The sequence below is a fragment of the Pelomonas sp. BJYL3 genome, assembly GCF_027257975.1.
Taxonomy (GTDB): Bacteria; Pseudomonadota; Gammaproteobacteria; order Burkholderiales; family Burkholderiaceae_C; genus Roseateles_B; species Roseateles_B flavus.
Genome location: NZ_JANZKX010000005.1, coordinates 286,193 through 299,897, shown reverse-complemented (window position 1 = coordinate 299,897; position 13,705 = coordinate 286,193). Strand labels below are relative to the sequence as shown.

The following is a 13,705-nucleotide window of genomic DNA, read 5'->3' as shown; positions in this document are numbered from 1 at the left end:
CGCAGGCGCGTACCCCTCAGGTGTAACGCTTTTGCCTGGCGATGGAAAGTCCGATGAAGCCCGATTCCGCCGGACAGTTGCGCTGGCGCAGAAGGCGCGGCGCGGGTTCAGCTGCAGGCGTCGGGATCAGGGCGGGCGTGCCGTTCGCGGTCCTTGGCGTCGGGCGGGCCGCCGTGGTCGTGGAGCACACGCCACTCACCGTCGGCTTCCTTGCGCCAGATCGTGTAGAAGCGCCCGATCAGCGCTCCGTCAGCCCCGAAGACCGGCCCGCTGGTATGCGCCAGCCGACCCGGCTCCAGCAGCTCGGCCCGGTCCGGGTACCAGCTGAAGGGGGCGGCAGCTTCGGTGTAGAAGCGCTGCCAGAACCCGCGGACGGCCGCCCTGCCCTTCAGCGGCGTGGGGCCGCTGTGGAAGAGAGCCTGCTCCGACACGAAGCTGGAAAAGGCCTGCAAGTCGCGGTCAGCCATGGTGGCGGCAAAGGCGCATTCGCGGTGCCAGACCTCGGCGTCCGCGGAGGCCGGCGGCGTGGCCTGCGCTGGCAGGATCGCGGCCATCAGGCCGATCAGGCCGATCAGGACACCAAGACGCAAGGTGGAGGCAGTCGCTGGCCTCATGGGCACACTCCCGGGAGCGAGTTCATGACAGACGCCGATCATTCCATGGCCGGTGCCGGCGGGGTATCGCCTGGAAGTCATGGACAGGGAATGTCCGCAATGGCCTGCCCGGAGGGACTCGAACCCCCGACCTGCTGCTTAGAAGGCAGCTGCTCTATCCAGTTGAGCTACGGGCAGAAACTTGAATGTGGAGATGCACGCCGAGTCTCCCGACTCGGCGTGCATCAGCAGGCTGGAATTGTGCCATGCGCGGCCGGCCTTCTTGCCGGCCCGGGGGCTCAGATCAGCACGTTGAGCAGGGCATTGCCGATGCCCATCAGCGCGGCGCCGGAGATGAGGCCGGCACAGATGGGCTCGGCACCCTCGACCCAGCGGCGGTAGCCGGCGCTCTTGGGGTTGGCCTCGTTGCGCTTGTGCATGATCCAGAACAGCAGCGCGCCCATGAACATGCAGATCACCGAATCAGGCGGCAGCACCACACCCAGGCCGATGGAGACCGAGGACAGCGGGAAGCGGCCGCGCGTGCGGATGCGCAGCACCTCGATGACCACGGCGGTGACGGCGGCCACGGCCATGGAGATCAGCGCGGAGGTGGGCAGCTGGCTGATGCCCTTGGCGATCAGCTCGGCCACGCCCTTCCATTGCAGCGCGGCCGGGAAGGCGAACTGGTCGCTGACGATGGTGGCGGCGCTGCGCACGCCGTTGGCGTCAGGCGGCAGGAAGAGCAGGAAGAACAGCGGCACGGCCGACAAGGTGCCCGCCAGGATGCCGATGATGTGGCCCACAGCCTGGTGGCGCGGCTTGCCGCCCAGCATGTAGCCGGGCTTGATGTCCGACAGCAGGTTGGAGGCATTGGACGCGATGTCCGAGGTCATGGTCGCCGGCAGCAGGTTGGAGGCCGGATTGCTGCGGTCCAGGGCCCCCACCGTGAACTGGGTGATCTTGGACAGCGCGCCCGTGGGCGTCCACGAGGTCAGGGCCATGGCATTGGCGCAGATCACGGTCAGCACCACGATCAGGGGCAGGGAGATCAGGCCCAGCAGCCAGGGCACGCCGAAGAAGGTGTGGGTCAGCCACACGCTGAGGGCGCCCAGCACGGGCACGCCGACGTAGGACAGCCACAGGGGCATCTCGATGTCACGCAGCAGGTCAGGGCCTTCGCTGGCCTTGTCGACCTTGGACTTGCGCTTGAAGAGGCTGGTGATCAGCTCCGGCTTGGCCAGCAGGCCTACCAGGGCGCCCACCACCATCATGGTCACGGCCCACCACAGCGACCACTGGTTGACGATCTCGGTCCGCACCAGGGGCACGACGGTGCCGTCCAGGCGCACGCGCGGCGCGATGTCGCCCATCTGGATCATCAACGGCGCCAGCACGCCGAAGTTCAGCAGCGCGCCGATCAGGCAGCTGGTGGCCACGGCCATGCCCATGAGGCCACCCACGCCCAGCATGGCCATGTCCAGCGTCAGACGCAGGCCCAGCACGCGCAGGTCGGTGCCCAGGATCTTGGGGATCCAGGCCTCAGCCTTGGTAGCCCAGGCGTAGTAGTAGTGGTCCAGCTTCTCGTGCAGGTACCAGGGTTCCTTCATGCCGGCCCACTGGTCCATGCGCAGGATCTTGAACTGGATCAGCTTCATCCAGCCATCGCTGACCAGCGCCTGGTAGACGGCCGCGATGCCCGCCACCTTGCCCAGCAGGCGTGCCTTGTACAGCCCTTCGGCGCCATCACCGGAATACAGCGAGTCCAGCACCACGCCGCAGGCGCGGCCCTCGGGGAAAGGCAGCTGGTCCTCGTTGATGAAGCGGCGCTTCATCGGGAAGGCCACGAGCACGCCCAGCACCGACACGACGATCAGCCAGACCATCAGCTGCCACCAGGGGATGATGTGGCCGGTCATCATCATGTAGGCCGGCAGGCCGGCGATCAGCGGCATCACCGTGTAGCCCGCCGCGGTGGCGATGGACTGGGTGCAGTTGTTCTCCAGCACGCTGAAGTCGCGGGCCATGCCGGCATTGGAAAGCGACTTGAACAGCGCAAAGGCCAGGATCACCGAGGTCAGGCCCACGCCGATGCCCACGCCGGTCTTGGCACCGATGTACAGCGCGGTCGCCGTCAGCACCAGGCCCAGCAGAAAGCCCGTCAGTGCGGAGCGCAGCGTCAGCTGCGGCATGTCTTTCTGGAAGACGTTGTTGAACCACCAGGCGTCTTTCTCTGCCCGGCTCCAGCTGCGAATCTGCTCGTCGCTGAGATGTTGAATGGCCATGCTGTTCTTGATGATGGACGTCGGCAAGCCGACTGAGCAGCTGCGGGCGCTCGTGGCGCCCAGCCGCAATGGTGCGCGGATTGTGTCAGCCGCCTTCGCGCCGCAGCCAGGGGGTTGTCCAGTAGGGGGCGGCCCTGGAAACGGCGGGAAGGCCTGGAAGCAATCCGCTTGTTGACCCAGGCCAAGTCCCGAAAGAAAGGGCCTGGCCGGCGCTTCTCAAAAAGCAAAAACCCGCCGCGGCGGGGCCGGGGCGGGTTTGCGTGCATGCATGGAACATGCACCAGATTCAATGGTCGGGGCGGCGGGATTCGAACTCGCGACCCTCTGCTCCCAAAGCAGATGCGCTACCAGGCTGCGCTACGCCCCGACGAAGCCTTGCATTCTAACCCGGGAATTTCTGCTTTCCGGAAAAAATGCGCTCCACGATCACGCCACACTGCTCATGCCAGTTCCACCAAGCGCCCCTGCCCGGTGATGAAGGCGATGCGAACTGGCTCGCCGGGCTGCAGCGCCTGCACCGCGGCTCGGTACTGCTGCAACTGCTGCACGTACTCGGGCTGACGCTGCGGTGCCTCGTGCAGCTTGTAGTCCAGCACCCACCACTGGGCCAGCTCACCAGGCGCCGGGCGGCGCAGCACCAGGCGGTCCAGGCGCAAGTCCTGACCCTCATGGCTGACCGGGACCTCGTTGCCGGCCCACTGCAGCTGAGCGGCGTCGAAGAAGGGCGCGCAGTCAGGGCTGGCCAGGATGGCCCGCACACAGCGCTCCAGACGTTCGCTGCGCCGAGCGTCCAGACCGTACATCTGGGCCGCAGCGCCCAGCAGCGGCTCCAGCGCCCCGCCCTGCCCTTGCGGGCCGCTGGCCCATTCCAGCACGCGGTGCATGGCCTCGCCCAGCGCGGCCATCTCGTCCAGCTCAGTCGTGCGCACCACCAGCTCGGCGGGTTCGGCTGGTGCCAGGGCTTGCCCCAGGGCTTGCGCCTTCGGGAGCATTTCGGGCAGCAAGGGGAGCTCCAGCAGACTGAAGTCGTGGCCGGCAGGCGCCAGCTGCGCGCCGGCGGCCGGCTGCCAGGGCTCGGCCAGCGCCTGCAGCCGCTGCCACCAGCTGCCCGCCCCACCGCCCCGCGCCGAAACGCTGCGGCTGATCACCAGCCGTGACTTGGCACGGGTCATGGCCACGTACAGCGCATTGAGCTCCTCGCGCTGGCGCTCGCCCTGCTCGAAGCGCATCAGCGGTTCCAGCGCAGGCGGCGGGCTGCTCTCCGAGGCGATGAAGGCCACGCGCCGGGGGCCGGGCAGGTCCACCGGCCAGTCGACCAGCAGGGTGGCGTGATCGGCCCGGGCTGGCGCGGCATCGCAATCCATCAGCACCACGACCCGCGCCTCCAGACCCTTGGCGCCATGCACGGTGAGCAGCTGCACGGCATCGGCTTCGCCATGGGCCGGCAGGCTCAGCGCCCGCTGCCGCAACGCACGCACAAAGCCGTAGACGGTGGCATAGCGCCCGCCATCCAGGTCCAGGGCCAGGCCCAGCAGGGACTGCAGCGCATGCAGGCGGCTGCGGCGCTCGCTGGGGGGCACGCACTGGGCCACACGCGCGAGCAGGTCGCCTTCGGCAAAGATGCGGTCCAGCAGCTCCTGGGGCGTGCTCTGCTGCAGGCGCGCCGCCCAGGACGCCAGCAGGCCGCGGGCGCGCTGAAGGGCCGGTTCCAGCGCGGACTCGTCCGACTGCATCAGGGCCTGCCAGAAGCTGCAGCGCGGCGCGCCGGTTTCATCGGCATCCGCAGCCCCGAGGCGCCGCACCGTGCGGGCCGCCAGGGACAGCTGCAGCAAGGCCGCCTCGCTGACGCCAAACAGTGGGCTGCGCAGGGCATGGGCCAGGGACAGGTCGTGCGAGGGCGAGGCCAGAGCGTCCAGCAGCGCCAGCACGTCGCGCACATCGGGCGAGTCAAGAAGCGCCAGCTCCTCCGGCGCCACGTGCGCAATGCCCTGCGCCTTGAGCGCCTGGGCCAGCACGCGCAAGGCCTCGCGCTTGCGCGCCAGCACGAAGATGTCGCCCGGCTGCAGGCCACCAGCGGCCAGCAGCTCGCCCAGGGCCCGGGCGATGCGCTGGGCCTCCCCCGCACGGCGTTGCAGCTCGGGCTCATGGCGGGCCTCGCTGAGGCTGGGGCGCCAGGCCAGCGCGGCCTCGTCGTCAGCGGCATCATCGGCCGCGCCCGCAGGATCCGCCGCCGGATCGGCTTCAGGCTCGGCGTCCAGGCGGCACACACCGGCGAGGGCATCGACGCCGCCGGACTCCGTCGTGTGGGCCCGGAAGTCCTGGTACTCGCCCAGGGCCTGAGCCTGCAGGAGGGCTGCATTGACGGCCGCCAGCACCTGCGGGGCATTGCGGCGCGTGTGGTCGCAGGCCAGCACGGCCGCATCGAGGCCTTGCTGGAGGAAGTCCCGCGCGGCGGCGAACACGCGCGGCTCGGCGCGCCGGAAGCGGTAGATGCTCTGCTTGGGATCGCCCACGATGAAGACCGACAGCGGACGCTGCCCGCTGCCCCCGCCCCCTGCCCCGCTGTAGGACGAGAGCCAGGCATGGAGCGCCTGCCACTGCAGGGGGCTGGTGTCCTGGAACTCGTCGATGAGCAGATGGCGCAGCTGGGTGTCCAGGCGCTCCTGCACCCAGCCGGCCAGCGCGGCATCCCCCAGCACGGCCAGCGCGCCGCGCTCCAGATCGTTCATGTCGACCAGACCCCGGGTCTTCTTGATCTGATCGAAGCTGTCGACCAGCACCAGACTCAGCCGCGCCAGCCGCTGGTGCAGCACCTGGGCCTCCTGCTGGTCAAGGCCGCGCTGGACCAGGGCAATGTCGTCCGCCAACGCCGCCGCCAGAGGGCTGGTGGCCAGGGCCTTCACGGGCGTCCCGGACTTGGTCAGCAACTTGCCACGCAGCACCTCGAACAGGGCGGCCGGCGGCAGTTGATCACTGAGGGCCTGCTCGATGGCAGTGGCCGCCTTGCGCATGGTCTCGTTGCGGCCCTGGCCCAGCTCGAGGGCCAGGTCTTGCCACTGCGGGCGCATCGCCTCGATGCAGTCCAGCGGGTCCGCCCCGGCGAAGCGCGCCGACACCGAGGCCGCTCCCTCCACGCTCCCCATCAGCACGCCCTGAGCCTGGGCCAGGCGCAGTTCCACGCGCTTGCCGAAGCCGGCCTCCAGCCATCGCAGGACCTTGCTGCGACCGCAGTCGTCGACCAGAGCCTGGTAGTCGGCCAGCAGCGGCGCGTCGGCCAGCAGGCGGGCATGGAAGCCGCGCCAGACCTCGGGCATCAGCTCGCTCTCGTCCTCCAGCAGCTGCAGCTCTGGCGCAATGCCGAGCTGCTGCAGCAAGGCCATGGGCGCGGCTCGCAGCAGCTGGGAGAACCAGGCATGGAAGGTGCGGATCTCCACCGGCCGCCCGCCCTCCAGCAGGCGCTGCTGCAGGCCCTGCAGCAGCGGAGCGGCGCGCTGGGCCTCGTCCTCGGCCATGCCGCGCTGGGTCAGGGCTTCGCAGCGCCCGGCGTGGTCTGCCCGGGCGAACTCGGCGAGCCACTCCGCCAGGCGCTGGCGCATTTCGCCGGCGGCCTTGCGGGTGAAGGTGATGGCCACGATCTGCTGGGGCTCGGCGCCTTCCAGCAGGGCCCGCAGGATGCGCGACACCAGCATCCAGGTCTTGCCCGCGCCGGCACAGGCCTCCACGACCACGCTGCGCCGCGGGTCGCAGGCCACCTGATAGAAGCGCTCGCGCGGCACGACGCGCGCATCGACCGTGTAGGCCGCATTCGCCTGGGGCGCTGCCATCAGAGACTTCCCTCCCACCAGTCGTCCTTGCGGCACAGGCCGCGCACGGGGCACAGCGCACAGGCCCGGCCTTCGCCCAGGGCAGGCAGGGCCGCGCCGGACTGCACGGCGGCCAGGTCCTGCTCCAGCCCCTGGCGCAGCAGTTCAGCGCTGTGCTGCACCTCGGGATGCGCCAGCAGCTGCAGGCCCTTGCTGTCATCCAGCATCAGGTAGGCGGCCTCCAGCGCCGCGCCGGCCTGGGCAGCCTCCTCGGCGCTCAGCAAGGCGTAGACGGCCAGCTGCGTGTCCTCGAGCGGGCGCTTGAGCTTGTCCTTGATGGACTCGGTGGAACCAGTCTTGTAGTCCAGCATCAGACGGCGCCCGGGCTGGTCGTCCAGACGGTCCAGGCGACCCTGCAGGCGCAGCTCGCGCAGGGCTGGGTGCGTCCAGGGCTGGCAGTGCCGGGACTGCTCGCCGGCCTCGTAGTGCCAGCCGGCCGACTCGTGCGCCTGCAGCCACGCCAGGTAGCGCGGCAGCAGGCGACGGAAGCTGGCCAGATAGGGCAGAAACTCGGCCTCGGACAGCCCCATGCGCTGGCGCTCCTGCTCGGCGGCCTCCGCCAGGGCCTGCGCAGCATCACGGCCGGGCTGCGCCTTGCGCTGCTCGTGGAAGCGGTGAAGCACGGCGTGCAGCCAGTTGCCGTAGTCGCGCTTGTCCAGCTCCTCGGTGAGCTCCTCATCCTCGCGCAGGCCCAGCAGCTGCAGGCCGAAAAACTGGTAGGGGCAGTTGCGCAGGGCGTCCAGCGCGCTGGCGCTGAGGGCGCGCGGCAGCTGCCCCGGCGCATTCGCCTGAGCCATGTGCATGGGCCGGGCTGTCAGGGCGCGCTGCGTCCGGGGGTCCTGCCACGCAGGAATCGCTCCGGCACCGGCCTGCTGGCGGGCCGCCTCCAGGCGCTCCAGCAAGGGGCTGCGCGCCAGGGGCTCGCTACCGGCCCGGTCGCATCGAAGCAGGGTCAGATGGGGCGCGCGCAGCAGCTGAACGAAACCCGCCGCCAGCTGGGCACGCCGCCCGGCCTGATCCGGCAGGCCCAGCTGGCGCGCCAGCGCCTCGGGCAGCAGCACGGGGCCTGCCGCCACCTGGCCCAGGGTCTGGGCATCGGCACCCGGCAGCACGATGGCGGCAAAGGGGCGCAGCATGGCCCGGGCCAGGGGCGTGACCAGCACTTGCAGGTCCATGGGCAGCTCGGGCACGAATTGCTGGGCCTCCAGCGTCTCGTTGACCCACTGGACAAAATCGGCGCTGCCCAGCAGCGTGCTCTGCAGGGCGAGCTGATGCGCCGAATCAGGCCAGGGCTCGCGCTGCAGCCACAGGGCCAGCAGCAGCTGGCGCCCCGCGGCCTGCTCGCCCAGCCAGGCCAGGCCCCCCAGACGCTCCAGCAGGTGGCGAAGCTGCCTCAGCCATTGCTCCAGACTGCGCTGCGCAGGGCCGGCACGCAGGAGGGACAGCAGCTCCTGGGCGTCCTGCCACAGCCCGCTTGCCGGGAACTTGAGATGCGCGGCCTGGACCGCGCCGGCCTGCACCCAGCCCAGGCGGCGGCATTGGGACTCGAGCTGGTCGACGGCGTCGGCAGCCTGGCGCTCGCGCAGGTCGCGGGCCAGGTCGCTCTTGAGCCACTGCAGCAGCTCGTCGACACTGGCCCGCGGCTGGGCCGCGCGCAGCAGCGCCATCAGCTGGGCGGCCTCGGGGGTGGTCGCCAGGGTCCAGCCGGTTTCGTCGCCCAGGCGCACGGACTGCCGCTCCAGCAGGGCACGCACGCGCCGCACGAGCACCCGGTCCTGGGCGATCAGGGCCACGGGCAGCTCCTGCCGCCGGATGTGCTCCAGCACCGTGGCAGCCGTGCACTGGGCCAGCGATTCGGGGTCCTCGCAGCGGGCCTCCTGCAGGCGGGCCGGGGGCGGATCCAGCGCCAGTTGCTCCAGCACGCAGTCGGCATCCAGCAGCAGGCAGGGGATGCCCTGGGCGGAGGCATCGGCCAGCAGGGCGTCGCTCAGCGGGTCGACACCGCCGGCGCGCATCAGCACCCAGGCGCTGGGGCGCAGGCTGAAGAGGGCGTCGGTCGCCGGCACGCGGCTGTCGCTGGCGGCCCACTCGAGCGCCACCAGGGCCAGGGCCCGTTCCAGGTCAGCCGGCCCGCCCTGCTGCAGGGCCTGGCGGGCACGCGGCCAGAAGGCCTGCCGACCTTGCGGCCCCAGGGCCTGGGCGTGGCGCGCCAGGGCTTGCGCGGCCTCCACGAGATGCTGCAGGGCCAGCCGCCAGGCCCGGGGGTCCTGCTCGCGCAGCGCCTCGGCCCAGCTCTGGCCGGCCAGCAGCTGGCGTGCGTTGAGCACGTCAATGGCGGCATCGAAGCTGATCTGCAATCCTTGCGAGAGCGGGCTGGGCCCCAGGGCTGAGGCCAGGCTGTGCGTGGTCTCCATGCGGGGCTGCCAGAGCCCCGTGCTGCGCCAGGCCCGCCGCGCCGATGCCAGGTGCTGGGCAAAAGGCAGCAGGACGACGGCATCCCGGCTCTGCACGCCGCGCGACTGCATCCAGGCGGCCATGCGCTGGACGGCCGCGTCCCAGAAGGGCCGGGCGCCGTCGCCGAGGCCCAGGGGCAGGTGTTGCGTCTCGATCTGTTGTTCTGCAGTCACGCCGTGCAAGGCTCCGTCCCGACATCCCCGGCGCCCGGCAAGCGCCAGTTCGCCAGCCATGAACCCCAATCAGTTCGGGCCCTTGGCTCTTGTGTCAGAATCATTGTGCCCTGAGTCCTGCCCCCTGGCGGGCTCGCAAGACAGTGACTCGGGCCCCGGCTGCGTGCAGCCTGTCCAAGGACTCATCCATGAGCAGCGAACTGATCAAACACATCTCCGACGCGTCATTCGACGCCGATGTCCTCCAATCCGCCACGCCCGTGCTGGTGGACTACTGGGCCGAATGGTGCGGCCCCTGCAAGATGATTGCCCCCATCCTGGACGAAGTGGCCAAGGATTACGGCAGCCGCCTGCAGGTCACCAAGATGAACGTGGACGAGAACCGTGAAGTGCCCGCCAAGTTCGGCATCCGCGGCATCCCGACCCTCATGCTCTTCAAGGACGGCCAGCTGGCTGCCACCAAGGTCGGCGCCCTCTCCAAGGCCCAGTTGACGTCCTTCCTCGACGCCAACCTATAATCTCCCCACATGCCCGGCCCCACTCGGCCGGGCTTGAATGGCCAACATGCCCCAGCCGGACCGGCTTCGGGGCATGGACTCGGCGCCCAAGCTCCCGCCCCTTTCTGTTTTGTATTGACTGCCCTGATGCGCTGCGCATGGGCGGCCGTGGCGATGGCGATGGCGACCGAAGATCCTGTCCCGGGTTTCTGGCAGACCCTGGACGACCCAACCGGGTTTCCCCATGCATCTTTCTGAACTGAAAGCGCTTCACGTTTCCGCCCTCATCAAGATGGGCGAGGAGCTGGAGATCGACAACGTCGCCCGCATGCGCAAGCAGGAGCTGATGTTCGCGATCATGAAGAAGCGCGCCAAAGCCGGCGAGCAAGTCTTCGGCGACGGCGTCCTCGAAGTCCTGCCTGACGGCTTCGGCTTCCTGCGCTCGCCGGACACCAGCTACATGGCGTCCACCGACGACATCTACCTCTCCCCGAGCCAGATCCGCCGCTTCAATCTCCACACCGGCGACATGATCGAAGGCGAAGTGCGCGTCCCCAAGGACGGTGAACGCTACTTCGCGCTGGTCAAGGTCGATCGCGTGAACGGGCTCACCCCCGAGGAGAGCAAGCACAAGATCATGTTCGAGAACCTGACGCCCTTGTTCCCCAAGGAGCAGTTCAAGCTCGAGCGCGACATCAAGAGCGACGAGAACATCACCGGCCGCATCATCGACCTCATCGCGCCCATCGGCAAAGGCCAGCGCGCCCTGCTGGTGGCCCAGCCCAAGACCGGCAAGACGATGATGATGCAGCAGCTGGCACACGCCATCACGGCCAATCATCCGGAAGCGCACCTCATCGTGCTGCTGGTGGACGAGCGCCCTGAGGAAGTGACCGAAATGCTGCGCACCGTGCGCGGCGAGGTGATCTCCTCCACCTTCGACGAACCCGCCGCCCGCCATGTGCAGGTCGCCGAAATGGTGATCGAGCGCGCCAAGCGCCTGGTGGAGCTCAAGAAGGACGTGGTGATCCTGCTGGACTCCATCACCCGGCTGGCCCGCGCCTACAACAACGTCCTGCCCTCCTCCGGCAAGGTGCTGACCGGCGGCGTGGACGCCAACGCCCTGCAGCGTCCCAAGCGCTTCTTCGGTGCGGCTCGCAATGTCGAGGAAGGCGGCTCGCTGACCATCATCGGCACCGCGCTGATCGATACCGGTTCGCGCATGGACGAAGTGATCTACGAAGAGTTCAAGGGCACCGGCAACTGCGAAATCCACCTGGATCGCCGCATGGCCGAGAAGCGTGTCTACCCTTCGATCCTGATCAACAAGTCCGGCACCCGCCGCGAGGAGCTGCTGCTCAAGCCCGAGATCCTGCAAAAGAGCTGGATCCTGCGCAAGCTGCTCTACAACATGGACGAGATCGAAGCGATGGAGTTCATCCTCGACAAGATGAAGGCCAGCAAGAACAACCACGACTTCTTCGACATGATGCGAAGAGGCGGGTAATTCCGGCCTTCCGGCGCCGCCTCCCTCACTGGGTAGGCGGCGTTTTCATTTGTGGCTATAATCAACGTTTTTCCGCCGCCAGAAAGTGCGTCACATGGTGTGACGTGGCTCCCGGCACTGAAACAGCTACGGCGAGAGGTTTCCCATGAAAGAAGGCATTCACCCCAACTACCGCGACGTGGTGTTCGTGGACCAGTCCAACGGCTTCCAGTTCGTGACGCGTTCGACCGTCCAGACCAAGGAAACCATCACCGTCGACGGCAAGGATTTCCCGCTGGTCAAGCTGGAAACCACCAGCGAATCGCACCCCTTCTACACCGGCACTCAGAAGAGCGTCGACAACCTGGGCGGTCGCGTCGAGAAGTTCCGCAACAAGTTCGCTCGCGTCGGCCTCAAGAAGTAAGCCCCGCGGCCGCGCTTCGAGCGTCGAGCCCCACAGAAAAGGCAGCCCCGGCTGCCTTTTTTCATGTCCACGTCCCCTGAGCATGCGCCTGGCGTAGGACGCCGCATGCCACCGGCCCAGCGTCTGCCCGTAATTGGGGCATGATGCGGCCTTCAAGCCCTCTGCCGCCTGCGTGAACCAAGCCACCCCCGCCATCGTTGCCGAACGCGGCGCCCAACGCCTGCCCCGGTTGGCCCTGCTGCTCTTCTGTGCGGCCTATGTGATCCCTGGCGTCTTCGGCCGCGACCCCTGGCGCAACGCCGACCTCACGGCCTACGGTTTCATGGCCAAGATCGCCGCCGGACTGAGCCCCTGGCATCACCCCGAGCTGGGTGGCATCACCACGGACGGCGGCCTGCTGCCCTACTGGGTCGGTGCCCTCTTCATCAAGCTGCTGCCCTTCCTGGACCCCGCCCTGGCGGCGCGCATCCCCTTCGCGCTGATCCTGGTCGGGGTGATCGCCCTCGTCTGGTACAGCAGCTTCCATTTCGCCCGCACGGAGGCCGCCCAGCCGGTGGCCTTTGCCTTCGGAGGCGAGGCGCAGGCGGTGGACTACGCCCGCGCCCTGGCAGACGGGGCCCTGCTGGCCCTGGTGGCCTCGCTGGGGCTGCTGCTGCTGGGCCATGAAACCACGCCGGAGCTGCTGCAGCTGCTGGGCATGACCCTGTTCGTGTACGGCATGGCGGCGGCGCCCTTCCGCGCCCTGAAGGCCCGCCTGGCCCTGTTGCTGGCCCTGCCCATCCTCGCGGCCTCCGCGGCACCGGCCGTCGCCCTGATGCTGGGGATGGGTGGCGCCTTGATCTGCTGGCGCTCGGCCTATGAGCCGGTACGGGCCAGCATGCTGTGGGTCGTCGCGGCCACTGCGCTGTCGGCCCTGCTGGCCTGGGGGCTGGGCAGCTGGGCCTGGCGACTGCAGGCCCTGCCCGGAGCTGACTTCCCCCTGCGTGTCGGGACCCTGCTGCTGTGGTTCGCCTGGCCGGTCTGGCCGCTGGCGCTGTGGACTCTGTGGCGCTGGCGCGCCTACCTGCAGCGCCGCCATGTCAGCGTGCCCCTGCTGGCCGTCATGGTCTCGCTGCTCAGCTGCCTGGCCATGGGCGGTTCGGACCGCGCCTTGATGCTGGGCCTGCCCGCGCTGGCCGTGCTGGCGAGCTTCGCACTGCCAACCTTCAGCCGCAGCATGAGTGCCATGCTGGACTGGTTCTCGATGTTCTTCTTCAGCGCCATCGCGCTGTTCATCTGGCTCTACTACCTGTCCATGCAGACGGGCTGGCCGGCCCAGCCGCTGGCCAATGTGCGCAACCTGGCCAAGGGCTTCGAGCCCAGCTTCCACCCGCTGGCGCTGCTGTTCGCGGTCCTGGGCACGGCGGCTTGGCTCGGACTGCTGCGCTGGCGCACCGCGCGCCACCGGCATGCGCTGTGGAAGAGCATGGTGCTGCCCTCGGGCGGCGTGGCCCTGGCCTGGCTGCTGGCCATGACCCTGTGGCTGCCGGTGCTGGACTATGCACGCAGCCACCGGCCGCTGGTCGAGCGACTGGCCCGCGTCATGCCCGCGGACACGACCTGCCTGGCCACGCCGGGCCAGGCGCTGTCGCTGGTGGCGGCCCTGGAAGTCCAGGGGCACTGGAAGGTTGACGCCCTGCACAGCGCCGCCGACACCTCTTGCCGGCTGCTGCTGGTCCAGTCGGATGACGCCAATGCCTCGGCGCCTGCTCCGGGCTGGCAACTGCTTGCGACGGTCAAGCGGCCGACCGATCGGAACCTGTCCTACCGCCTGTACCAGCGCGAGACACGCTGAGCGCCTCGAGCCCAGCCGCGAGGACTGCCTGACGATCCGCCCTCCTCGTCCGCCCGCGTTCAGGGCAGACGGGAGCACAGAGGGCAGTGCCTTCAG

General features: G+C 69.1%; 8 protein-coding genes and 2 tRNA genes. 4 read left to right on the top strand and 6 right to left on the bottom strand.

Going from position 1 to position 13,705, the window contains the following annotated elements; all coding sequences use genetic code 11:
* Positions 1–107: 107 nt before the first annotated feature.
* From O9Y01_RS16920 to O9Y01_RS16895, 6 genes are all read right to left on the bottom strand, one after another.
* The gene (locus tag O9Y01_RS16920; RefSeq protein WP_269632768.1) at positions 108–614 is read right to left on the bottom strand and encodes a YybH family protein; all 507 of its coding nucleotides are present in this window, start codon (positions 612–614) and stop codon (positions 108–110) included.
* A 100-nt stretch (positions 615–714) separates the two neighbouring features.
* Positions 715–791, bottom strand: a tRNA-Arg gene (locus O9Y01_RS16915).
* A gap of 101 nt (positions 792–892) precedes the next feature.
* On the bottom strand, positions 893–2,878 hold the full coding sequence (locus tag O9Y01_RS16910; protein WP_269632767.1) for an OPT family oligopeptide transporter: 1,986 nt from the start codon (positions 2,876–2,878) through the stop codon (positions 893–895).
* Between the two features lie 290 nt (positions 2,879–3,168).
* A tRNA-Pro gene (locus O9Y01_RS16905) sits at positions 3,169–3,245 on the bottom strand.
* A 73-nt stretch (positions 3,246–3,318) separates the two neighbouring features.
* The gene (locus O9Y01_RS16900; protein WP_269632766.1) at positions 3,319–6,702 is read right to left on the bottom strand and encodes a UvrD-helicase domain-containing protein; all 3,384 of its coding nucleotides are present in this window, start codon (positions 6,700–6,702) and stop codon (positions 3,319–3,321) included.
* On the bottom strand, positions 6,702–9,368 hold the full coding sequence (locus O9Y01_RS16895; protein WP_269632765.1) for a PD-(D/E)XK nuclease family protein: 2,667 nt from the start codon (positions 9,366–9,368) through the stop codon (positions 6,702–6,704). Before O9Y01_RS16895 ends, O9Y01_RS16900 begins: the two co-directional genes overlap by 1 nt.
* 188 nt (positions 9,369–9,556) lie before the next feature.
* On the opposite strand from O9Y01_RS16895, the gene trxA reads away from it, so the two are divergent.
* From trxA to O9Y01_RS16875, 4 genes are all read left to right on the top strand, one after another.
* Positions 9,557–9,886, top strand: coding sequence for a thioredoxin TrxA (trxA, locus tag O9Y01_RS16890; RefSeq protein ID WP_269632764.1), 330 nt, complete (start codon positions 9,557–9,559; stop codon positions 9,884–9,886).
* A gap of 223 nt (positions 9,887–10,109) precedes the next feature.
* Positions 10,110–11,372: a transcription termination factor Rho gene (gene rho, locus O9Y01_RS16885; protein ID WP_269632763.1), complete on the top strand. Its 1,263-nt coding sequence runs from the start codon at positions 10,110–10,112 to the stop codon at positions 11,370–11,372.
* Positions 11,373–11,517: 145 nt separating this feature from the next.
* On the top strand, positions 11,518–11,775 hold the full coding sequence (locus O9Y01_RS16880) for a type B 50S ribosomal protein L31 (protein WP_269632762.1): 258 nt from the start codon (positions 11,518–11,520) through the stop codon (positions 11,773–11,775).
* Between the two features lie 172 nt (positions 11,776–11,947).
* Positions 11,948–13,609, top strand: a complete 1,662-nt coding sequence (locus tag O9Y01_RS16875) for a hypothetical protein (protein WP_269632761.1) — start codon at positions 11,948–11,950, stop codon at positions 13,607–13,609.
* Positions 13,610–13,705 lie beyond the last annotated feature (96 nt).